This window comes from Streptomyces sp. H39-C1 (assembly GCF_027158125.1).
GTDB classification, from domain to species: Bacteria; Actinomycetota; Actinomycetes; order Streptomycetales; family Streptomycetaceae; genus Actinacidiphila; species Actinacidiphila fildesensis.
Window position 1 is genome coordinate 77,543 of the sequence record NZ_JAPVLS010000007.1, and the last position, 21,006, is coordinate 98,548.

Consider the following 21,006-nt stretch of genomic DNA (forward strand, 5'->3'; position numbering starts at 1 on the left):
GTTCGACCCCACCCCCTGACCTGCTGTACAGTCTCTCTCGCAGCGCAGGAAGGTTCAGCGCGGCAAAGCCTGGTCCTGTGGAGCAGTTTGGAGTGCTCGCCACCCTGTCAAGGTGGAGGCCGCGGGTTCAAATCCCGTCAGGACCGCATCATCGAAAGGCCCGGATCCCTTGTGGATCCGGGCCTTTCGCGTTGCCGGCGGCCCGTGCCGCTCCCCGTGCCCCGCCCGGCGGCCGGGGCTGTGCGCCGTCTTGACGGGTCCTGGCGGCCGCCGGTACGCCTTCGGTATGACGCCGACTCCCAGGCACGAGACGAGGGCGCTCCTGCGCGCCCACCTGGCGGCCGCTTCAGGGACCAGGCACCTCACCCGACACTGCGTCACCTGCCACCGCCTGCTGCGGCTTGCGCTTCTGAAGCCCGATTCCCCATTACCGCAAGGATCTGAGCAGCCACAAGACCCGTGCATGTGACGGGCGTCACCCAAAGATTTCCAAGACGTGGGGAACTCGACCCCCTTCTGGGGGGTGTCAATTTAATATGTGCAATTGCACCTGTGCCCGATCTGCCCGCGATGCGCATCGGTCGGCACCGACAGGTCCGCGCAAGATGCCCACAAGACTCCACAGCAGACCCCACAGAGGCGCGCGTACGGCCGGCCGCGCCGCCCGGCGCAACTGCCCGCGAAAGCCCCGCAACGTCCCGCAACGCCCCCTCAGTGGCCTCGTGGCGCCCCCCAAGGGCCCCTGGGAGCACAAAAAAGATCGCATCGGACCCGGCGGAGTCCGATGCGACCTTCTGTGTCCTTGTGGCGTCCCCGATGGGGGCAGGGAGCCCGTGGAGCTGGTGGAGCAGGTGACTTATGGGGTGGGGGCCCCATAAGACGGCCCTAAAGGGCATGTAAGGGCTAGTCAGGCCTCGCTGCGCTGCTGCGGAATGCCCGCCAGAAGTGCGCGGACCTCCGCCTCGCGGTAGCGGCGGTGCCCGCCGAGCGTGCGGATGGACGTGAGCTTCCCAGCCTTGGCCCACCGTGTGACCGTCTTCGGGTCCACGCGGAACATCGTGGCGACCTCAGCGGGGGTCAGCAGCGGCTCGGCATCAGGGGTGCGAGCGGTCATGAGCGGCCTCCTCGAGAGAACCGAACCAGCGCGGTTCTTCCTCTAAATTCTGCACCTTGACCCGTGTTGCCCGAAATGGCGGACGCGGGCCGAGTCGGTAATAGGACGAACGGCTTGTCCTCGGCACTACAACTACACCATCCGTCCAGCCTCGTCGGCCAAACCGATGGAATTGCCCTCTCAGGGGTTCAAGCTCTACGGAAGCCGATGGACCATGCCATAACGGACAGTCACTCCAGAGTGACGATCAGTCACAGCTGGATCACCAGCCCCATCCCCACCCTCAAGATATGCAATACCGGACAACCCGCCCATTGCTGGACGGAATAAGCTCTTCCAGGACTCGTTGTCCCATATTGGCACGACCGGTAGGGATGTCCGCAAGAGTCCAGTTACGTGCTCTCCGTCACGCTTGAGCCAATGGCCCGGATCGGGACCAACGTCCCCGGCCCTCCGGCGGCGCGTCGGCAGCCGCCGGCGTCAGCTCGCGAACTGCAGTTCGCGGATGGTCCGCCAGCGCTCGGTGAGCCGCTCGTACGCCTCGGAGGCGGCCGCTCCCGACCCGTCCTTGAGCGCGGCCAGACCCTCGGCCACATCGGCGGCCGACCGGTCCTCCGCGAGATCCGCCTCGGGGATCGCGTGCACCAGGCCGCCGTAGTCCAGCTCGACCATGGAACGCGGGTGGAACTCCTCGAGCCAGCGGCCCACGTCGATCAGGCCGTCGATCAGCGGGCCTTCCTCCAGCGCGTCCTTGAGCACCCGCAGCCCGCGCGCCACCCGGCGGCGGGCCTGCACCATCGGCGTCCGGTACCGCATCAGCGGCTCCTTGGACTCGCCGAGCCCGGCCGGCTCGTACTCCCGCTCGTCATCGCCGAACAGGGCGAACCAGCGGACCGGTACGTGCCAGGTCGCTGAGCGGATCCACGGCCGGGCGTCCGGGTTGCGCTCCCGCCATGCCTCGTGGTCCGCCTCGGCCTGCGCGCGCACCACGGCGGGCAGCACGGCGTCCAGCACGATCTCCGGAAGCTGCTCGGAGAGGGCGTCCAGCGCCAGCCAGCCGCGCAGCCGGGTACGCCAGGGGCAGATGTGCGTCACGCCGTTGACGACGGCCACGAAGGCGTCGCGGCTCTCGTGCACCGGGACGGCCACCGGCGGGACCGGCAGCAGGTCGGCCAGCGACTGCCGCAGCTCGTCCTGTGCGGTCCGCACGTCGCCCGCGGCCGCATACCGGTACCAGTGGGTGCGTTCGGGCTCGGGGAACGCCGCCAGCGGCTCGTAGACCCGCAGATACGCCGCGTACGGGACCAGCACCGACGACAAGCCCACACCCGCTCCCTCGTGACCGGCTCTCACCCGAATCGTCCCACGCTCCGGCCCGCGGTGGGGGTGATCCACAGCACTGTGCCCGTCCGGGGGGCCGGCGCCGGCCGAGGGGTCCTCCGGAGTGTCGTTCCGCACAGCTCCGGAACACCCTCGTCCACTTTTTTCCGCGCTCTTTCCGCGTTCCCTCAGAGTGCCTTCCGGCGGCCGCGGCCCGCTACGGCGCGGCCCGGAGCGGTGCTCGGGAGGACGTACCGTGCGCAGCGGAGGCCGTTGGCGATCACCCGGCCGGGCCCTACGGCCGTACGGGCCGCCTGCGGGCAATACGCTTGCGCCAACCGGCCCTCCCCACCCGCACGGAGGGCAACCTCTGGACTGCAGGAGTCACCACCGTGACCGACGTTCTTCAGACTTCCAGCGTCGTCTCCAAACTGTTCCGGTCGGAACAGGGCGGACACGAGCAAGTCGTCTTCTGCCAGGACCGTGCCAGCGGCCTCAAGGCCGTCATCGCGCTCCACTCCACCGCTCTGGGCCCGGCCCTCGGCGGTACCCGCTTCTACGACTACGCGACCGACGAAGAGGCCGCGCTCGACGCCCTCAACCTCTCCCGCGGCATGTCGTACAAGAACGCTCTGGCCGGCCTCGACCACGGTGGCGGCAAGGCCGTGATCATCGGTGATCCGGAAGCGATCAAGAGCGAAGAACTCCTGCTCGCCTACGGCCGTTTCGTGGCCTCGCTCGGCGGCCGTTACGTCACCGCCTGCGATGTCGGCACCTACGTGGCCGACATGGACGTCGTCGCCCGCGAGAACCGCTGGACGACCGGCCGCTCCCCCGAGAACGGCGGCGCCGGCGACTCCTCCGTGCTGACCGCCTTCGGTGTCTTCCAGGGCATGCGGGCCGCCGCCCGCAGCCAGTGGGGCGAGCCCACGCTGCGCGGCCGCCGGGTCGGCATCGCCGGCGTCGGCAAGGTCGGCCACCACCTGGTGGAGCACCTGATCGAGGACGGTGCCGAGGTCGTGATCACCGACGTCCGCGCCGACGCCGTCGACCGGATCCGCGCCCGCCACCCGCAGATCAGCGCCGTCTCCGACGCCGATGTCCTGATCCGGACCCCGCTCGACGTCTACGCGCCCTGCGCGCTCGGCGGCGCGCTGAACGACGAGACCGTGCCGGCCCTCACCGCCACCATCGTGTGCGGCGCGGCCAACAACCAGCTCGCCCACCCGGGCGTCGAGAAGGACCTCGCCGACCGCGGGATCCTCTACGCGCCCGACTACGTGGTGAACGCCGGTGGCGTGATCCAGGTCGCGGATGAGCTGCACGGCTTCGACTTCGACCGGGCCAAGGCCAAGGCGACGAAGATTTTCGACACCACCGCCGCCATTTTCGACCGCGCGCGGACCGACGGCATTCCGCCGGCCGCCGCCGCGGACCGGCTCGCCGAGCAGCGCATCGCGGACCGGACCCCGGCCGCCGACTGGCTGCGTCCCGAGGCAGGCTGATTTCAGCCACTTACCCGCCGGTCACCCGCCGCTCACCTGGTGTGCGGCGGGGGGGCGCCGGGGCGCGGGGCGGGGGGCAGGCGCCCGCCCGGTGATCTCCCCCGGAACGGCCCGGTGGTCCACCCGCTGACGCGGTGGGTGACCGAACGCACGACGCGATAGCAAGTTCGCGCTAGAACCGGGTAAAATCACGGCTGACCAGCCAGTACAGGGCCCACTTCGGCTCCCGCTCCGACGCGCGTCGTGCGGGCGACGTACCGTGCGGCTCCGGAAGCAGGTACCGTTGAGGGCCTACGGACCGGTCCCTCCCCGGAGAGACCGCTCCGATTCATGAACGCGTGTCAAGACTCGGGGCCATCGAGCCCCGCCGTTGAGGGGGTCGAGCCATGGGGCGCGGCCGGGCCAAGGCCAAGCAGACGAAGGTCGCCCGCCAGCTGAAGTACAACAGCGGCGGTACAGATCTGACACGTCTGGCCGACGAGCTGGGCGCATCGTCACCACTTCCGGTACTTCCGCCGGAGCCTGTTGTGGACGATGACGACGAGAACGACGACGACGATCCGTACGCACAGTACGCGAGTCGTTACAACGATGATGACGACGACGAGGACTCCGAGCCCTCGCCGCAACGTCGTCACTCTTGACGCTGCACTTCTACAGACCCGGTCCGGGGCCCGCCCCGGACCGGGTTTCGTCATGGCCCATGGTGCCTAGGGCCTGTCCGCTGGACAGACCCCAGGCGCCCGGACCTGGCTACTTCGCGTAGTCGCCGGTCAGGGTCACGGCCTCGGCGTGGTCACCGCGTTCGACGACCTCGCCACTCACCCATGCCTCCACACCGCGGTCGGCGAGAGTGGCGAGCGCCACATCCACCGAGTCCTGCGGCACGACGGCGATCATGCCGACGCCCATGTTCAGCGTCTTCTCCAGCTCCAGCCGCTCCACCCCGCCCAGCTCACCGACGGTGGTGAAGACCGGGTCCGGCCGCCAGGTCGAACGGTCGACGGTGGCGTGCAGGTGGTCCGGGATCACGCGGCCCAGGTTGTTGGCCAGACCGCCGCCGGTGATGTGCGAGAACGCGTGCACCGGGGCGAGCCGGGTGAGCGCCAGGCAGTCCAGCGAGTAGATCTTGGTCGGCTCCAGCAGCTCCTCGCCGAGGGTCCGGCCGAACTCCGGAACGTCCCGGTCCAGCTCCCAGCCGGCCCGGTCGAAGAAGACGTGGCGCACCAGCGAGTACCCGTTGGAGTGAAGTCCCGACGACTCGATCGCGATCACCGCGTCACCCGAACGGATACGATCCGCGCCCAGCACCTCGTCGGCCTCGACCACACCGGTACCGGCGCCCGCGACGTCGAAGTCGTCCGGGCCCAGCAGGCCCGGGTGCTCGGCGGTCTCGCCGCCGACCAGCGCGCAGCCGGCCAGGACACAGCCCTCGGCGATGCCCTTGACGATCGCCGCGACCCGCTCCGGGTAGACCTTGCCGACACAGATGTAGTCGGTCATGAAGAGCGGCTCGGCGCCGCACACGACCAGGTCGTCCACGACCATGCCGACCAGGTCGTGGCCGATCGTGTCGTAGACGCCCATCCGGCGGGCGATGTCGACCTTCGTGCCGACGCCGTCCGTGGCGGAGGCGAGCAGCGGCCGCTCGTAGCGCTTGAGCGCGGAGGCGTCGAAGAGTCCGGCGAACCCGCCGAGGCCGCCCACGACCTCGGGCCGGGTGGCCTTCTTGACCCACTGCTTCATCAGGCCCACAGCGCGGTCGCCCGCTTCGATGTCCACGCCGGCGGAGGCGTAGCTGGCGCCGGTATTCTCAGGCATGGCTGGGAACTTTCACGTCGTCGAGTAGATGCGGTGCGATCGCCGGGGCGGCGATCAGGGGAGCCGGTTTCACGGGCGCCGGCTCCCGGGGTGGAGCGTCACGGCAGTAGTCCGAGTTTGCCCGACTACGGACGGCGCAGCGCGTCGGCGGCGTCGGTGCCACCGGCCAGCTCGCTCTCCAGGAGCTGCTTGCCGAGCAGCTCCGGGTCGGGCAGATCCATCGGGTAGACACCGTCGAAGCAGGCGCGGCACAGGTTCGGCTTGGCGATCGTCGTCGCCTCGACCATCGCGTCCAGCGAGATGTACGCGAGCGAGTCCGCGCCCAGCGACTTGCCGATCTCCTCGACGGACATGCCGTTGGCGATCAGTTCGGCGCGGGTCGCGAAGTCGATGCCGAAGAAGCACGGCCACTTGACCGGCGGCGACGAGATCCGGATGTGGACCTCGGCGGCCCCCGCCTCACGGAGCATCCGCACCAGCGCGCGCTGGGTGTTGCCGCGGACGATCGAGTCGTCCACGACGATCAGGCGCTTGCCGCGGATGACGTCCTTGAGCGGGTTCAGCTTGAGCCGGATACCCAGCTGCCGGATGGTCTGCGACGGCTGGATGAAGGTCCGGCCGACGTACGAGTTCTTGACCAGGCCGGTGCCGTACGGGATCCCGCTCGCCTCGGCGTAGCCGACGGCGGCCGGCGTGCCGGACTCCGGAGTCGGTATCACCAGATCGGCTTCGACGGGGGCCTCGGCGGCGAGCTTGCGGCCCATCTCCACCCGGGACAGATAGACGTTCCGGCCCGCGATGTCGGTGTCAGGGCGCGCCAGGTACACGTACTCGAAGATGCAGCCCTTGGGCTTGGCCTCCGCGAACCGGGTGGTCCGCAGACCGTTCTCGTCGATCGCGATCAGTTCGCCGGGCTCGATCTCCCGGACGAAGCTGGCACCGCAGATGTCGAGGGCGGCGGACTCCGAGGCGACGACCCAGCCGCGCTCCAGCCGGCCGAGCACCAGCGGGCGGATGCCCTGCGGGTCACGCGCCGCGTACAGCGTGTGCTCGTCCATGAAGACAAGGCTGAAAGCACCTTTGACCAGAGGCAGCACCTTGCCGGCGGCGAGTTCGACGGAGAGCGGCTTGCCGTCCTCGTCGACCTGTCCGGCCAGCAGCGCTGTCACCAGGTCGGTGTCGTTGGTGGCGGCCACCCGCGTGGCCCGGCCATTGCCCTGGGGCAGGTCGGCGACCATCTCGGCGAGCTCCGCCGTGTTGACCAGGTTGCCGTTGTGACCGAGCGCGATCGACCCGTTGGCGGTGGCACGGAAGGTGGGCTGGGCGTTCTCCCACACCGAGGCACCGGTGGTCGAGTAGCGGGCGTGACCGACGGCGATATGGCCGGTCAGAGAGCCGAGGGAGGTCTCGTCGAAGACCTGGGAAACAAGCCCCATGTCCTTGAAGACCAGGATCTGGGAGCCATTGCTCACAGCGATGCCCGCGGACTCCTGTCCGCGGTGCTGCAGGGCGTACAGACCGAAATAGGTGAGCTTGGAGACCTCTTCGCCGGGGGCCCAGACACCAAAGACGCCGCAAGCGTCCTGGGGGCCCTTCTCGCCGGGGAGCAGGTCGTGGTTGAGTCGTCCATCACCACGAGGCACACAGCGAGTCTAAGGCAGATTCGACCCGCGTCCGAACGGGCGACGGACCGCGAACCCCGCGATCACGGGTGTGACCACGGGTGTCTCACCGCAGGTGAGGCGAGGATCACGTGCTTTACGGGCCCTGAGCGGACACCGTGTGAGCACCCCACTACGGGGTGGTGGGGACGGGGGTCCTGCGGACCCGCTCAGCCGAGCGCCGATGGCGGCTCAGCCGAGGACCGGGAGACCGGTGGGGTGGCTCAGCCGAGGACCGGGAGATAGGGACCGAGATCGGCCCGCTCCCCGCTCGCCGAGACGGCGGCGGCGTGGAGCGCGGTCTTCCAGTCGGTCCGGCCGGTGGCGAGCCGGATCCACGTCAGGGGATCGGTCTCGACGACGTTCGGCGGCGTGCCCCGGGTGTGCCGGGGCCCCTCCACGCACTGAACGGCCGCATACGGTGGAATGCGGACCTCGACGGAGTTCCCGGGCGCCTTGACCGCCAGCGCGTCGGCCAGCAGCCGGGTGACGGCCGCGACGGCCTGCCGGTCGTGCACCACCTCCACACCGGTGGCGCGCGCCAGATCGTCGCCGTGCACCACCAGCTCCACGAGCCGGGTGACGGTCATGTCCAGCGCCCGCATCGCCCCGAACACATGCGGAACGATCCGGTCCGCCCGGACCGCCTCGTCCAGGAAGGGCTCGATCCGCTCGGCGGCCGCGTCGAGCGCGTCCTTGACGTCGGTGATGCCGGCGGCGGTCTCCCGCGTCGACGCGTCCAGCCGGTCCGCGATGGCGGCGGTGGACACCGCCCACACCGACAACCCGGTGACCGGAGGCACCGGATCCGGCACGGGCTCACCGAGCAGCGACCCGACGGCGTCGATCTGCCGCACGATGTGCGCCACCAGCAGCCGCACATCCCACCCGGGCAGCCCGGAGGGCCTGGTCAGCTGCTCGTCCGTGAGCGATCGCACCGCCGCCCGCACCGCCCCCACCTGTGCGACGAGCGCGGCCCGCGTCCTGGCAGGGTCATAACTACGGGCACGGCGACCGGCTGACGTCATGCCTCCGAGCCTATGGGGCTCCCCCCGGGTTGTCCCCGGGCTTTCACCGCCCGGGGCCCGGCCCCGGACTCAGCCCTGGCGGGGGCGCTCGAAGGTCAGCAGCAGACCCTCGACGGCGCCGGGGCCGATGCGGCCCTTGACGTCGGCTGCGGTGATCGACTTCAGCGCCCAGCCGTCACCGGCGTGCTTGTTGAGCGTCTTCTCCAACTTGTCGCCGTCCAGCGCGTCACCGATCAGCGATTCGCGGAACGAAACAACCTTGTACTCGAACATGGCCCAGCCCCTCGTGCGTACGTACGGAATCCGTCCGCCGCCACCCAACCACGCTCCCGCGGGATTACGGGGCGGCGGGGGCGGATCCGCCGGCCTTGAGGACGTCGAGGAAGGCCGCGAAGCGGGCGGGGGTGGTGGAGAGGACAACGCCGGGCGCTTCGCTTTCCCGGAGGAGGACGGTTCCGTTGACGGCGGCCGCCAGCTCTACGCAGTTCTCGCCGCCGGCTCCCGAGAAGGAGGACTTCTGCCACTGCAACGATGAGGTCATGCCGGTCAGTCTCGCAGTTCCCGTGCAATCTGTCGGATGAACGAGATCGACTTCTTCGGGTCGAGCGACGCCTTCTCGCCAGCGTTGAAGAAGGCCCGATATTTGTCGAGTTGGGCCTCCGAGTCCAGGAAGTACCCGCCGAAGGGACTGTCGATCTGAACAGTGTCGAGCTCGGCGGCGATCCCGCCCGCATAGAGCACGGTCTGCGTCGCCTCGATGAACGTCTCGTTGGTGAACGGAATGACTCGCACCGTCACCGTGGGCCAGTGGGCGACCTCCAGAAGGTGTTCGAGCTGCGCGGATGTGATCTGCGCGCCACCGAACCTCATGCGCAGCGCGGCCTCGTGGATGATCGCTTCGTACGAGGGCGGCGAAGCACGCTGGAAGATCGCTCTCCGTCGCAAACGGTGCTCCACCCGGACAGCGACCTCTGATTCGGGCATGCGCGGAATGCCACCGGCGAAAATCGTGCGGGCGTAGTCCTCGGTCTGGAAGAGCCCCGGCAGAGTGAGCGCCTGGAGCGACCTCAGGTACGTGGCGTGATGTTCCAGTTCCGCTATGTCGACGAAACCGGGCGGCAGGACGCCCCGGTACTCGTCCCACCAGCCCTGGCCGCGCTGCTCCTTGGCGATGGCACAGAGCGCGTCGATCAGCGTCTCGTCGTCGCACGAATAGAACGCCGCCAAGCGGCGGATCCGCTCCTCGCTGATGCCGATCCGGCCGGATTCCATGTGCGAGATCTTCGCCTGGTCGTTGCCGAGCAGCCCGGCGGCCTCCCGGGCGGTCTTGCCTGCCCTGTCGCGCATCTTTCGGAGCTCGGTTCCGAGCCGTACCTGACGTGCGGTGGGGACGTCCCTTGCGGGCATGGCACCTTCCTCTCCTGCTCGTCCAAGTGTCCCGTGCGCCCAAGTCGGCCTGCCACCAGAACACTTGATCCCCCGTCCGCAAACTTGCCACGGAGCATACATGCCCCCTACCTTCGGTGATGCGTCCATCACACGGCGCACGCTCGCAATCAGACGGCAGCGCATCGCTACACCCATGCCTCCGGCACGGGAAGGGCGACAGGCCACCGCATGGGGGCGTTTCCCAGAACCGTTCGGAGAGCCGCATGAACGCGAAGGACGAACCCCCTCGAACCCCGCCCGGTGAGGGCGCGGGCGCCGACGACGAGTGGGACTACTCGCTCCAGATCCCGCACGACCTGCGCGGCGCCGGCATCGCGCGCTGCACGCTCAGAGCGGTGCTCAACGCGTACGGGCTGGCGCCGATGATCGAAGTGGCGCAGCTCGTCGCGGCCGAACTCGTCGCGAACGCGCTGGAGCACTCCAGCGGGCCGGTCAGTCTGCGACTGCACTGGCGGGAGAGAAACCTGCGGCTCGGGGTGTGGGACACCAGTCCCGCGAAGCCGGAGTTCCTGTCCGTCACGGACGAGGCCGAACACGGGCGCGGCATGTGGCTGGTCACCGGGCTCGCGGCGGCGTGGGGGTGCCACCTGCTCGGGGAGGAGCCCTTCGGGCTCGCGGGGAAGCTCGTGTGGGCGGACATCGCGGCGGGGTCCGCTGCCGCGTAACCGGAACGGGCGGGCGGTGGCTGAGGTCAGAGCAGTGCGAAGTGCTCTTCTGCGGCGCTGCGCACCTTGACCGGGCGGAGGGGAGGCCCCGGCGCTGCGCGCCTGCCAGGGAAGCGGTCCGTTGCGCGGCCCGGCGAGGCGGAGGGATTCCGGTCCGCTGCGCTCCGGGCGGGGTGGAGGGGAGCTGCGGCCGACGAGGCAGCACGGCCCGGCGGGTTGGGGCGCACCCCGCCTCTCGAACTCCGGCCGCTCTCAAAGGGAACGAACTGTGTGGCCGCAGCCCCGGCATGTTGAGTTTTGACCGCCCTTAGTGATCCACATCAACTCAAAAACCACCTCACAGGTCCCACGGAACACCATGTGTCACAGCCACCCCACTTCGCCGGGAGAAGAGCGGATCAGAACGTCAACCGGAGGCGCACCGCACGGCCCACCACCCCGCCCGGGGCGCGAAGCGAGCCCGGCACCGTCCGAGAGCCCGCCAACTGCGGCGCGCCTGAATCCACCACGCCCCCATGCGCCATGCCCGGGGCGCGAAGCGAACCCGGCCCCCTGCGAAGGCCCCTCAAACGCCCCACCCCCAGGGCACCTCCGGCCGCGACCGGCCCACCACCCGCCAAGGGGAGCGCAGCGGACCGCCTCGCTGGCAGGCGCGCAGCGCCGGGCTTCCCCCTCCGCCCGGTCAAGGTGCGCAGCGCCGCAGAGGAGCACTCCGTATCTGACCTCAGCCACCCACCCGCCGTGCCACGAAGAACCGCCGGAGCAATACGCACTGCCGTCGCCAGCAGGCACGCCCTTCCCCACCCCTTCGTTCTCTCCCCACGCACAGACCGAGCCGCGCCGTCCGGGTCTCAACCAGTCGTTCGTGGCCCGGGTTCAGGCTCTGGAGTGCTTTTCCTTCGGGGTAACGTCGCCGAAAATCGTGCGGCGAGCTGAGCGTGACCGGTACAACCTTGGAGTCCGAGGCTCCTCACGGAGGCGACGGTTCCTCCCGCTCCGACGATTCTGGCTGGCGTACCGTGGCTCGTGCGACCCGAGGAGACGACCATGAGTACGCAGCCCGAGCACCCTGGCGGAGAGCTGATCCCCAGGCCCGAGCGAACCCCTGACGCTCTACGGGTCGCCCTCGCCCGGATCGCACCGCACCGGCTGGAGGAGATGGAGCGCCAGAAGAACGAAGCGTTCTCCATGGCTGCCCAGCACGACGCGCTCGGCCCTATTCGGATGTGGCTGCTGATCTGGTCAGGCGAAGTCGAAATCGAGCGTCGCCCGGACCTCTCCGAGCGGCGGCGCAAGGCGGAGCGAGCGGCTCAGACTCTCCCCAGAGAAGATCCAGCCTGGCGTGCGGCCATGGACGAAATCGTCGCCTTGACCGAAGAGGCACGCGCGGCAGTGGCCGGATGAATTGGTGCTGGGAGTACGACCCGAACGAAGAACACGTCATCGGTGGGGCACCGCCCGCCCTGGTTGCCGCCGTGGAAAAGCACTCGGTATCGCTCTGACCTCAGCCCCTACCGGCCCCCAACAGGTCCCCGCTCCTCCCCGGCCCCGGCGGCGCCCCCGCCTCGACGAACCACTCTCTCCCCAACACCAGTCCGAAGATCGGTGCCGGGAGGCGGATCAGTAGGCGGAACAGTGCCGACGAGCGGCCTTTGCCCTCTCCCGCTTGGGATCGGTGGGCGGCGAGGGCGGCGCGCTTTTGCTGGGCGTAGGGGCGGACGTTGATGCTGTGGGTGATCGCCGCTCGCGGGGTGAAGGACGTGCGCATCACCTCCGGGTCGTAGCGGACCGGCACCCGGAGGAGGCGCAGCGCACGGAACACCCGGTCGATGGGCTCGCGCGGCAGCGTCGCCTCCAGGACGCGGGTGCCCGTCAACCGGGCCGCCCGCGCGCCCACTTCGTGGACCCGGACGTGGTCGCGGTGGCCGTAGCCGCCCTGGGCGTCGTAGCTGAGCAGGACGTCGGCCCGCTCCTCACTCAACAGCTCCGCGAGCTTCGACGCGGCCTCGTCCACGTCCGCGCGGGCGAAGCGCACGCGGTCCGGTGGGTCCGGGAACAGCAGGGGGCCGTGGCCGCTGTCGGCGTATCCGAGGTGCACCACGCGGGCGACGCCCAGCAGCGCGGCGCTCGCCCGCAGTTCGTCCAGGCGCAGGGTGCCGTCCGGGCGGGTCGCCTCGCCCATGATCCCGTCGCAGGCGACGGCCACGACCACCCGGTGACCCTCCGCGGCCAGCCGCGCCAGCGTGCCGCCGGTGAGCAGCACCTCGTCGTCCGGATGGGCATGGAACGCGAGAATCGTCGTCATCCCGGCCATCCTGACAGGCCCTGGCAGGCGCCGGCAGGCATGCGAACGGCTCGGCCCCGGCTCCTCGGAAGAGGAGCCGGGGCCGAGCCGAGAGGCGGTCTCAGGCCAGCAGAGCCGGGATCGTCGCCTCGTGCGCCTGCTTCAGCTCACTCAGCGGGATCGTGAACTGGTCCTGGATCTCGATCGTCTCGCCGTCCACGACACCGATGCGCGCGGCCGGGAGGCCTCGCGCGCCGCACATGTCGTTGAAGCGGAGCTCCTCGCTGCGCGGGACGGCGACGACCGCGCGGCCGGCCGACTCGCTGAAGAGGAAGACGAACGGGTCGAGGTCGTCCGGGACGACGATCCGGGCGCCCTTGCCGCCGCGCAGGCACGACTCGGTGACGGCCTGGATGAGGCCACCGTCCGAGAGGTCGTGCGCTGCGTCGATCATGCCGTCGCGGGAGCCGGCGATGAGGATCTCGCCGAGCAGCCGCTCGCGCTCCAGGTCCACCGCGGGCGGCAGGCCGCCGAGGTGGCTGTGGACGACCTCGGACCAGGCGGAACCGCCCAGTTCTTCCTTGGTGTCACCGAGGAGGTAGAGGAGCTGGCCCTCTTCCGCGAACGCCATCGGCGTACGGCGGTTGACGTCGTCGATGACGCCGAGCACCGCGACCACGGGGGTCGGGTGGATGGCGACGTCACCGGTCTGGTTGTAGAGCGAAACGTTGCCGCCGGTGACCGGGGTGCCCAGGATCAGACAGCCGTCGGCCAGACCGCGGGTGGCCTCGGCGAACTGCCACATGACGTCCGGGTCCTCGGGGGAACCGAAGTTGAGGCAGTCCGAGATGGCGAGCGGCTTGGCGCCGGTGGCGGCGACGTTGCGGTACGCCTCCGCCAGCGCGAGCTGCGCGCCGGTGTACGGGTCGAGCTTGGTGAAGCGGCCGTTGCCGTCGGTGGCGATGGCGACGCCGAGGTTGGTGTCCTCGTCGATGCGGACCATGCCCGAGTCCTCGGGGTGCGACAGCACCGTGTTGCCCTGCACGAACCGGTCGTACTGGTCCGTGATCCAGGACTTCGACGCCTGGTTCGGCGACGAGACGAGGGCCAGCACCTGGCGGCGCAGTTCGTCACCGCCCGCCGGGCGGGCGAGCTTGTTCGCGTCGTCGGCCTGGAGGGCGTCCTGCCAGGACGGACGGGCGTACGGGCGGTCGTAGACCGGGCCCTCGTGGGCGACGGTGCGCGGCGGGACGTCGACGATCTGCTCGCCGTGCCAGAAGATCTCCAGCCGCTCGCCGTCGGTGACCTCACCGATGACGGTGGCGATGACGTCCCACTTCTCGCAGATCTCGAGGAAGCGCGCGACCTTGCCGGGCTCGACGATCGCGCACATGCGCTCCTGGGACTCACTCATGAGGATTTCCTCGGGCGAGAGGGAGGAGTCGCGCAGGTGGACGGTGTCGAGTTCGACGCGCATGCCGCCGGAGCCGGCCGAGGCCAGCTCGGAGGTGGCGCAGGACAGGCCCGCGCCGCCGAGGTCCTGGATGCCGTCGACGAGGTCGGCCTTGAAGATCTCCAGGGTGCACTCGATGAGGAGCTTCTCCTGGAACGGGTCGCCGACCTGGACGGCGGGGCGCTTGCTGGGCTTGGCGTCGTCGAAGGTCTCCGAGGCGAGGACCGAGACGCCGCCGATGCCGTCGCCGCCGGTGCGGGCGCCGTAGAGGATGACCTTGTTGCCGGCGCCGGACGCCTTGGCGAGGTGGATGTCCTCGTGCTTCATGACGCCGACGCAGAGCGCGTTGACGAGCGGGTTGCCCTGGTAGCAGGCGTCGAAGACGACCTCGCCACCGATGTTCGGCAGGCCCAGACAGTTGCCGTAGCTGCCGATGCCGGACACGACGCCGGGCAGTACGCGCTTGGTGTCGGGGTGGTCCGCGGCACCGAAGCGCAGCGGGTCCATGACCGCGACCGGCCGGGCACCCATCGCGAGGATGTCGCGGACGATGCCGCCGATGCCGGTGGCCGCGCCCTGGTGGGGCTCGATGTACGAGGGGTGGTTGTGCGACTCGACCTTGAAGGTGACCGCGTAGCCCTGGCCGACGTCGACGACGCCGGCGTTCTCGCCGATGCCGACGAGCATGGCGTCGTTCTCGGGGGCCTTCTCGCCGAACTGCTTCAGGTGGACCTTGCTGCTCTTGTACGAGCAGTGCTCGGACCACATGACGGAGTACATCGCGAGTTCGGCGCCGGTCGGGCGGCGGCCGAGGATCTCGCGGATGCGCGCGTACTCGTCGGGCTTGAGGCCGAGTTCGGCCCAGGGCTGGTCGGCCTCGGGGGTCTTTTCGGCGTTCGTGACGGTATCGAGGGTCATGCGGTGACCAGCTTCTTCAGGATCGAGGTGAAGAATCCCAGACCGTCGGTGCGACCGGTGCCGATCAGCGGCTCGACGGCGTGCTCGGGGTGCGGCATGAGGCCGACGACGTTTCCCGCGGCGTTGGAGATGCCGGCGATGTCGCGCAGCGAGCCGTTGGGATTGACGTCGAGGTAGCGGAAGACCACGCGGCCCTCGGCTTCCAGTTCGTCCAGCGTCCGCTCGTCGGCCACATAGCGGCCGTCGATGTTCTTCAGCGGGATGGAGATCTCCTGGCCGGCCGAGTAATCGGCGGTCCAGGCGGTGTCCGCGTTCTCCACCCGCAGCTTCTGGTCGCGGCAGATGAAGTGCAGGTGGTTGTTGCGGAGCATCGCGCCGGGCAGCAGGTGCGATTCGGTCAGCACCTGGAAGCCGTTGCAGATGCCGAGGACCGGAAGACCGTCCCTGGCGCCCGCGATGACCGACTCCATGACGGGGGAGAAGCGCGAGATCGCGCCGGCCCGCAGGTAGTCGCCGTAGGAGAAACCGCCGGGCAGGACGACCGCGTCGACCTGGTGGAGGTCCTTGTCGCGGTGCCACAGCGGCACCGGCTCGGCACCGGCGACGCGGATCGCGCGCTGGGTGTCGCGGTCGTCGAGCGTTCCGGGGAAGGTGACGACGCCGACGCGTGCGGTCACGACTCCACCTTCACGGAGAAGTCCTCGATGACGGTGTTGGCAAGGAAGGTTTCGGCCATCTCCCGGATGCGGGCGAGGGCGGCGTCGTCGACCGGCCCCTCGACCTCGAGTTCAAAGCGCTTTCCCTGGCGGACGTCCGCGATCCCTTCGAACCCGAGACGCGGCAGTGCACGGTGCACCGCCTGGCCCTGGGGGTCGAGGATCTCCGGCTTGAGCATGACGTCGACTACGACGCGTGCCACTGGCACTCCCGGTGTTGTGGTGGTGCGTGAAGTGACTTCAGCGTACCCGTCGCAAAAATCTACGCGGGTAGATATCCTGTTCTCCGCCGGTTGACGCTCATCACGTTTAAGTATCGGCCGTGCGATTCTCTAGGGGATGCGTTTCAAGAAACGTAGGGTCCCGATTGCGACGGGACACGCGGAGGAATAATCCTCCGGCTTCCCGACGTAATGCATGGCATCGTACAAATGAAAACTTATTGTCCCCGACTTGTCGGCTTCATCGCATCGACCCAGCTCAGCCGCAGATCAGTCGTTGATCAGTGGTAGCCAGGAGGCCGGCAGAAGCCGATTCCGCACGAAAGGACCGACACCCATGGCGCAGCGCGTAGTGGTCAGCCTCTCCGACGATCTCGACGGCGGCGAGGCAGCGGAGACGATCGTTTTCGGGATCGACGGAAAGTCCTTCGAGATCGACCTGTCGGCGGTCAATGCCGACAAGCTGCGGAGCGCCCTGTCGCCGTATGTCGGCGCCGGCCGGAAGCACGCCCGCTCGGGAAAGGTCTACAAGCGCACGGCCGTCGCGCCCGACCCGGCCGCGGTGCGCGCGTGGGCCCGGTCCAACGGCTTCGACGTGCCGCCGCGCGGCCGCATCCCGAAGAAGGTCTACGAGGCGTTCAACGAAGCGAGTTGAGCCGGAGGGCGTCCGTCCGTGATCTTGCGCCCTACCGACTGGACAGGCACCCCCTGTGTTCCGCTACTGTTTGGAGCACGCCGAGGGCAGGGTCGAAAGACCAGGTCGTCGATAGTCACGCGGGTGTAGCTCAGTAGTAGAGCGCCCCCCTTCCAGGGGGGAGGCGCAGTGTGCGATCCCTGTCACCCGCTCTGACTGTTCTGACCGGTCCAATGGATCGGGTAGAGTAGTCCTGCGCAACAGCGCGGTGCGGACGTAGCTCAGTTGGTAGAGCGCAACCTTGCCAAGGTTGAGGTCGCCAGTTCGAACCTGGTCGTCCGCTCAGTTCAATGAAGTCCCCGGTCGGATCTCCGACCGGGGACTTCATTGTTTCGGCCTTCTTCGCGTCGGCGACACGGGCGCTTCATGACATTCGTCATCAATGCCGATGACACCGCGCACTGCCCGCACGTCCCGGCCGGCGGAACGCTGGATATATGGACACGTACAGCGGGGACACGCACGAGAAGGTGATCGATGTCGCCGGATTGCGCCGCCGATATGACGGTCAATTCGAGGCGGTACGCGGAGTGACGTTCACGGTGGCGCGCGGCGAGCTCTTCGCGCTGCTGGGGACCAACGGGGCGGGCAAGACCTCCACCGTCGAGGTGCTGGAGGGGCTGGCCAGGCCGAGCGGCGGGCAGGTCAGGGTGCTGGGGCACGATCCCTACCGGGAGCGGGCGCTGGTGCGGCCGCGGATGGGCGTAATGCTCCAGGAGGGCGGGTTTCCTTCCGACCTGACGGTGGCCGAAACCGCCCGTATGTGGGCCGGCTGCACGACCGGGGCCCGGCCGGTCGGCGAGGCGCTGGAGATGGTGGGCCTCGGCACCCGCCACAAGGTGCGCGTCAAACAGCTGTCGGGCGGTGAACGGCGGCGCCTGGACCTGTCGATGGCGCTGCTCGGCCGTCCCGAAGTGCTCTTCCTGGACGAGCCGACCACCGGGCTCGACGCGGAGGGCCGCCATGAGACCCAGCAACTGGTGCGCGAGCTGCGGGACCGGGGCACGACCGTCCTGCTCACCACGCACTACCTGGAGGAGGCCGAGGGCCTCGCCGACCGGCTGGCGATCATGCGCGGCGGACAGATCGTCGCGACCGGCACCCCCGCCGAGGTGACGGCGGCCCGGCCGGCCCGGATCCACTTCACTCTGCCGGAGGGCGTGACGCCGGACCGGCTGCCGCTGTCCGTCCCGTCGGCCGCCGACGGGCGCCGGATCGCGGTGCGGACCGAACGGCTGCAGGAGGACCTGCTGGAACTGCTGACGTGGGCGCGCGACAGGGACGTACAGCTCCTCGGACTCGACGCGCGGCACGCGTCGCTGGAAGAGGCGTTCATGGACATCGCGAAGGGGGACGCACGATGAGCACGACGCGTACGGGAACGCTGAAGGGAACGGGCACGGTGCCGGCGACGGGCCCACGGACCCGGAGCCGTACGCGGCTGGTGGCGCTCGGCCGGGCCGAGCTCACCTTGCTGTGGCGCAACCGGACGGCGATGTACACCGCGCTGCTGCTACCGGTCGGCATGGTCTGGGCGACGCGTTCCGTGGTCCCGACCCACGACCTCAGGGAAGCCGGACTGACCCGCAACGCCCAGACGATGAGCGGCGGCATCGGCGTCATCCTGCTCCTCGTCGTCTACTACAACCTGGTGACCGCCTATGTGGCGCGGCGCGAGGAGCTGGTGCTCAAGCGGCTGCGGACCGGGGAACCGTCGGATCTGGAGATCCTGGCCGGGACGGCCCTCCCGGCGGCCGCCGTGGCGCTCGCGCAGTGCACGGCGCTGATCGCCACCGGTGCGCTGCTGCTGGACCTGTCGGCTCCCCGGCGGCCGGAACTACTCGTCGCGGGCGTGTTGCTGGGGGTGCTGCTGCTGGCCGCGCTGGCGGCCGTCTCGACCGTCTTCACCCGGAGTGTGGAGGTGGCGCAGTTGACCACCCTGCCGCTGTTCATGGTGTCGCTCATCGGATCCGGGCTCTTCGTACCGGTGGAACTGCTGCCCGGCTGGGCCCACGATCTGTGCCGGCTGCTGCCCGTGACGCCCGTCACCGACCTCGTACGGTTCGGCTGGCTGGGCGGCGCCGGGGCGGGCGAAATCCTGCGCACGCTGGGGCTCGCGGTGGCCTGGACCGCGCTCGCGGTGTTTGCTGTACGCCGGTGGTTCCGCTGGGAACCGCGTCGCTGACCAGGCCCAGGGGGACGACCGTGCCGAAGCTGACGGGATGGTGGGAGCGGCGCAGCGATCCGGCCCGCTTCGAGCTCTACACGCGGTGGTCGCTGTACTCCTTCGCGTTGATCGAGGTGTTCCTGGTCCTCGGCGCGGTCCAGCGCTCCGACAGTCCGATCGGTGCGCGCGTCGTCCTGTGGGCGCTGCTGGGGCAGGCCGTGCTGTGCGCGGTGCTGGTGTCCCGGGTGCTGGACTGGGCGCTGGGCCGGCGCGAGCGGCCGACCCGGCTGCTCGCCGCCGCCGGCGCCACGACGGCCCTCGCGGTGCTGGTCGTCGTGGTCCTGCGGGCGCGCGGCACCCTGCTCCCCGGGGGCGAGGCGGTCCAGATCGTCTCCGGCTTCACCGCCTTCGCGATCGGCCCCGCGGTGCTGAACATCCGCCGACCGCGCCGGATCGTGCTGCTCGTGATGGGTACGGCCGCACTGGTGGCGGTGTGCTCGGCGGCGGCGGGACTGCCGACGGGTGAGACCACCGGCTACGCCGTCGCGGTGGCGGCGGGGGGCGCCGCCATGGCGTTCACCTACCGCGGCTCCGCCTGGATCCTGGTCGTCGTGTGGGAGCTGGACCGGGCACGGGAGGCGCAGTCGCGGCTGGCGGTCGCGGAGGAGCGGCTGCGGTTCGGACGGGATCTGCACGATGTGATGGGACGCAATCTCTCGGTGATCGCGCTCAAGAGCGAACTCGCCGTCCAACTCGCCCAGCGGGGGCGGCCCGAGGCCATCGACCAGATGGTGGAGGTGCAGCGCATCGCGCGGGAGTCGCAGCGCGACGTGCGCGAGGTCGTCCGCGGCTACCGGTCGGTGGACCTTCAGGTGGAGCTGGCGGGCGCGCTGTCGGTGCTGCGGGCCGCGGGCGTCGACTGCCGGGCCGAGGGCGACGACGGGGCGACGCTGTCGCCCGCCGTCCAGTCCGTGATCGCCTGGGTGGTCCGAGAGGGCACCACCAACGTGCTGCGGCACGGGGACGCGCGCAGCTGCGTCATCCGGCTGCTGGTCGAGCCGGCCGGCTCGGCCGTACTGACCATGGAGAACGACGGAGCGGTGACCGTCCCCGCCGTGGCCGCTCCGACGACGCCGGGGACCGGGCTGACCGGGCTGCGCGAGCGCGTCGGCGCGCTGGGCGGCACGCTGACCGCGGAGCCGGACACGGGCGGGGTGTTCCGGCTGACGGCGTGCGTGCCGCTGCAACGCCGGGAAGCCGCTTCCAGTGCCCCCGGTACCACCTCCGTAGGTTCGCAGAGCACGGAAGGAGCCGCATGACGCATCCGATCGGGACCGGTGAGGCCGGCGAGGCGCGCGTCCGCGTTCTGCTCGCCGACGACGAGCACCTCATCCGCGGCGCGCTCGCCGCGCTGCTGTCCTACGAGGACGACATCCTCGTCGTCGCCGAGGCCGCCTCCGGGCCCGAGGCACTCGCGATGGCACGGGCGCACCGGCCGGATGTCGCGGTCCTGGATCTGGAGATGCCGGGCGCCGACGGTGTGGCGGTCGCCACATCCCTGCGGGCCGAGCTGCCCGGCTGCCGGACCATGATCGTGACCGGTCACGGTCGTCCAGGACACCTGAAGCGGGCCCTGACGGCGGGCGTCAGGGGCTTCGTTCCCAAGACCGTCTCGGCGCAGCGGCTGGCCGAGATCATCCGCACCGTGCACGCCGGGGGCCGTTACGTGGACCCGGAGTTGGCGGCCGACGCGATCAGCGCCGGGGACTCCCCGCTGACCGTCCGCGAGGCCGAGGTCCTCGATCTGGCGGCCGACGGCGCGCCGATCGCGGAGATCGCCCGGCGGGCCGCGCTGTCCCAGGGAACGGTGCGCAACTACCTCTCCTCGGCCGCCACGAAACTGTCCGCGGAGAACCGTCATGAGGCCGCGCGCATCGCCCGGGAGCGCGGTTGGGTCTAGTGGCTCTCGCGCAAAGCACACAGCACGCGC

At 69.9% G+C, this 21,006-nt stretch carries 22 protein-coding genes and 3 tRNA genes; 13 read left to right on the forward strand and 12 right to left on the reverse strand.

The window, feature by feature from the left end; genetic code table 11:
- Window positions 1-71 precede the first annotated feature (71 nt).
- Window positions 72-146 (forward strand) — tRNA-Asp (locus tag O3W51_RS06935).
- 140 nt (window positions 147-286) lie between these two features.
- Entirely contained in the window at window positions 287-469 is a 183-nt protein-coding gene (locus O3W51_RS06940) for a DUF6274 family protein (protein ID WP_232485820.1), read from the forward strand.
- 438 nt (window positions 470-907) lie between these two features.
- Here the strand turns inward: O3W51_RS06940 and bldC are convergent, their stop codons facing one another.
- Both bldC and O3W51_RS06950 read right to left on the reverse strand, forming a co-directional pair.
- The gene (gene bldC / locus O3W51_RS06945) at window positions 908-1,114 is read right to left on the reverse strand and encodes a developmental transcriptional regulator BldC (protein ID WP_003949541.1); all 207 of its coding nucleotides are present in this window, start codon (window positions 1,112-1,114) and stop codon (window positions 908-910) included.
- Window positions 1,115-1,594: 480 nt separating this feature from the next.
- Window positions 1,595-2,440: a hypothetical protein gene (locus O3W51_RS06950; protein WP_269284655.1), complete on the reverse strand. Its 846-nt coding sequence runs from the start codon at window positions 2,438-2,440 to the stop codon at window positions 1,595-1,597.
- Window positions 2,441-2,826: 386 nt separating this feature from the next.
- Between O3W51_RS06950 and O3W51_RS06955 the strand changes: the two genes are divergently transcribed.
- Window positions 2,827-3,939 carry a Leu/Phe/Val dehydrogenase gene (locus O3W51_RS06955; protein WP_138355815.1) on the forward strand — a complete coding sequence of 371 codons (1,113 nt, stop codon included), beginning with the start codon at window positions 2,827-2,829 and terminating at the stop codon, window positions 3,937-3,939.
- A 386-nt stretch (window positions 3,940-4,325) separates the two neighbouring features.
- Complete coding sequence (locus O3W51_RS06960) at window positions 4,326-4,583, forward strand: DUF3073 domain-containing protein (RefSeq protein WP_138355816.1); 258 nt, start codon at window positions 4,326-4,328, stop codon at window positions 4,581-4,583.
- A 109-nt stretch (window positions 4,584-4,692) separates the two neighbouring features.
- On the opposite strand, the gene purM is transcribed toward O3W51_RS06960, so the two are convergent.
- From purM to O3W51_RS06990, 6 genes are all read right to left on the reverse strand, one after another.
- On the reverse strand, window positions 4,693-5,760 hold the full coding sequence (purM, locus tag O3W51_RS06965; protein WP_138355817.1) for a phosphoribosylformylglycinamidine cyclo-ligase: 1,068 nt from the start codon (window positions 5,758-5,760) through the stop codon (window positions 4,693-4,695).
- 125 nt (window positions 5,761-5,885) lie between these two features.
- Window positions 5,886-7,403, reverse strand: coding sequence for an amidophosphoribosyltransferase (gene purF, locus O3W51_RS06970; protein ID WP_138355818.1), 1,518 nt, complete (start codon window positions 7,401-7,403; stop codon window positions 5,886-5,888).
- Between the two features lie 242 nt (window positions 7,404-7,645).
- Complete coding sequence (locus tag O3W51_RS06975; RefSeq protein ID WP_269284662.1) at window positions 7,646-8,449, reverse strand: maleylpyruvate isomerase family mycothiol-dependent enzyme; 804 nt, start codon at window positions 8,447-8,449, stop codon at window positions 7,646-7,648.
- Between the two features lie 69 nt (window positions 8,450-8,518).
- Window positions 8,519-8,722 (reverse strand): DUF4177 domain-containing protein, encoded by a 204-nt coding sequence (locus tag O3W51_RS06980; RefSeq protein ID WP_138355820.1) that lies wholly within the window; start codon window positions 8,720-8,722, stop codon window positions 8,519-8,521.
- Window positions 8,723-8,786: 64 nt separating this feature from the next.
- Window positions 8,787-8,990: a DUF397 domain-containing protein gene (locus tag O3W51_RS06985; RefSeq protein WP_164607337.1), complete on the reverse strand. Its 204-nt coding sequence runs from the start codon at window positions 8,988-8,990 to the stop codon at window positions 8,787-8,789.
- A 5-nt stretch (window positions 8,991-8,995) separates the two neighbouring features.
- Entirely contained in the window at window positions 8,996-9,856 is an 861-nt protein-coding gene (locus O3W51_RS06990) for a helix-turn-helix domain-containing protein (protein ID WP_164607335.1), read from the reverse strand.
- Window positions 9,857-10,101: 245 nt separating this feature from the next.
- Here O3W51_RS06990 and O3W51_RS06995 point away from each other — a divergent pair, with 245 nt between their 5' ends.
- Both O3W51_RS06995 and O3W51_RS07000 read left to right on the forward strand, forming a co-directional pair.
- Window positions 10,102-10,563, forward strand: coding sequence for an ATP-binding protein (locus tag O3W51_RS06995; RefSeq protein ID WP_269284668.1), 462 nt, complete (start codon window positions 10,102-10,104; stop codon window positions 10,561-10,563).
- Between the two features lie 1,047 nt (window positions 10,564-11,610).
- On the forward strand, window positions 11,611-11,967 hold the full coding sequence (locus O3W51_RS07000) for a hypothetical protein (RefSeq protein WP_138355824.1): 357 nt from the start codon (window positions 11,611-11,613) through the stop codon (window positions 11,965-11,967).
- Window positions 11,968-12,067: 100 nt separating this feature from the next.
- On the opposite strand, the gene O3W51_RS07005 is transcribed toward O3W51_RS07000, so the two are convergent.
- From O3W51_RS07005 to purS, 4 genes are all read right to left on the reverse strand, one after another.
- Complete coding sequence (locus O3W51_RS07005) at window positions 12,068-12,868, reverse strand: PIG-L deacetylase family protein (protein WP_138355825.1); 801 nt, start codon at window positions 12,866-12,868, stop codon at window positions 12,068-12,070.
- A gap of 100 nt (window positions 12,869-12,968) precedes the next feature.
- Window positions 12,969-15,218, reverse strand: a complete 2,250-nt coding sequence (gene purL / locus O3W51_RS07010) for a phosphoribosylformylglycinamidine synthase subunit PurL (protein ID WP_138355826.1) — start codon at window positions 15,216-15,218, stop codon at window positions 12,969-12,971.
- Window positions 15,215-15,895 (reverse strand): phosphoribosylformylglycinamidine synthase subunit PurQ, encoded by a 681-nt coding sequence (gene purQ / locus O3W51_RS07015; protein ID WP_138355827.1) that lies wholly within the window; start codon window positions 15,893-15,895, stop codon window positions 15,215-15,217. Before purQ ends, purL begins: the two co-directional genes overlap by 4 nt.
- Window positions 15,892-16,137, reverse strand: coding sequence for a phosphoribosylformylglycinamidine synthase subunit PurS (gene purS, locus O3W51_RS07020; protein ID WP_138355828.1), 246 nt, complete (start codon window positions 16,135-16,137; stop codon window positions 15,892-15,894). Before purS ends, purQ begins: the two co-directional genes overlap by 4 nt.
- A gap of 355 nt (window positions 16,138-16,492) precedes the next feature.
- Between purS and O3W51_RS07025 the strand changes: the two genes are divergently transcribed.
- From O3W51_RS07025 to O3W51_RS07055, 7 genes are all read left to right on the forward strand, one after another.
- Window positions 16,493-16,810: a histone-like nucleoid-structuring protein Lsr2 gene (locus O3W51_RS07025; protein ID WP_138355829.1), complete on the forward strand. Its 318-nt coding sequence runs from the start codon at window positions 16,493-16,495 to the stop codon at window positions 16,808-16,810.
- A gap of 119 nt (window positions 16,811-16,929) precedes the next feature.
- Window positions 16,930-17,001 (forward strand) — tRNA-Gly (locus O3W51_RS07030).
- A gap of 58 nt (window positions 17,002-17,059) precedes the next feature.
- Window positions 17,060-17,132 (forward strand) — tRNA-Gly (locus O3W51_RS07035).
- Window positions 17,133-17,286: 154 nt separating this feature from the next.
- Window positions 17,287-18,213, forward strand: a complete 927-nt coding sequence (locus tag O3W51_RS07040; RefSeq protein WP_269284676.1) for an ABC transporter ATP-binding protein — start codon at window positions 17,287-17,289, stop codon at window positions 18,211-18,213.
- Window positions 18,210-19,034 (forward strand): ABC transporter permease, encoded by an 825-nt coding sequence (locus tag O3W51_RS07045; RefSeq protein ID WP_269284678.1) that lies wholly within the window; start codon window positions 18,210-18,212, stop codon window positions 19,032-19,034. The genes O3W51_RS07040 and O3W51_RS07045 overlap by 4 nt, the downstream gene beginning before the upstream one ends.
- A gap of 20 nt (window positions 19,035-19,054) precedes the next feature.
- Window positions 19,055-20,335, forward strand: a complete 1,281-nt coding sequence (locus O3W51_RS07050) for a sensor histidine kinase (protein WP_138355832.1) — start codon at window positions 19,055-19,057, stop codon at window positions 20,333-20,335.
- The gene (locus O3W51_RS07055; RefSeq protein ID WP_138355833.1) at window positions 20,332-20,976 is read left to right on the forward strand and encodes a response regulator transcription factor; all 645 of its coding nucleotides are present in this window, start codon (window positions 20,332-20,334) and stop codon (window positions 20,974-20,976) included. The genes O3W51_RS07050 and O3W51_RS07055 overlap by 4 nt, the downstream gene beginning before the upstream one ends.
- The last annotated feature ends 30 nt before the right edge of the window (window positions 20,977-21,006 follow it).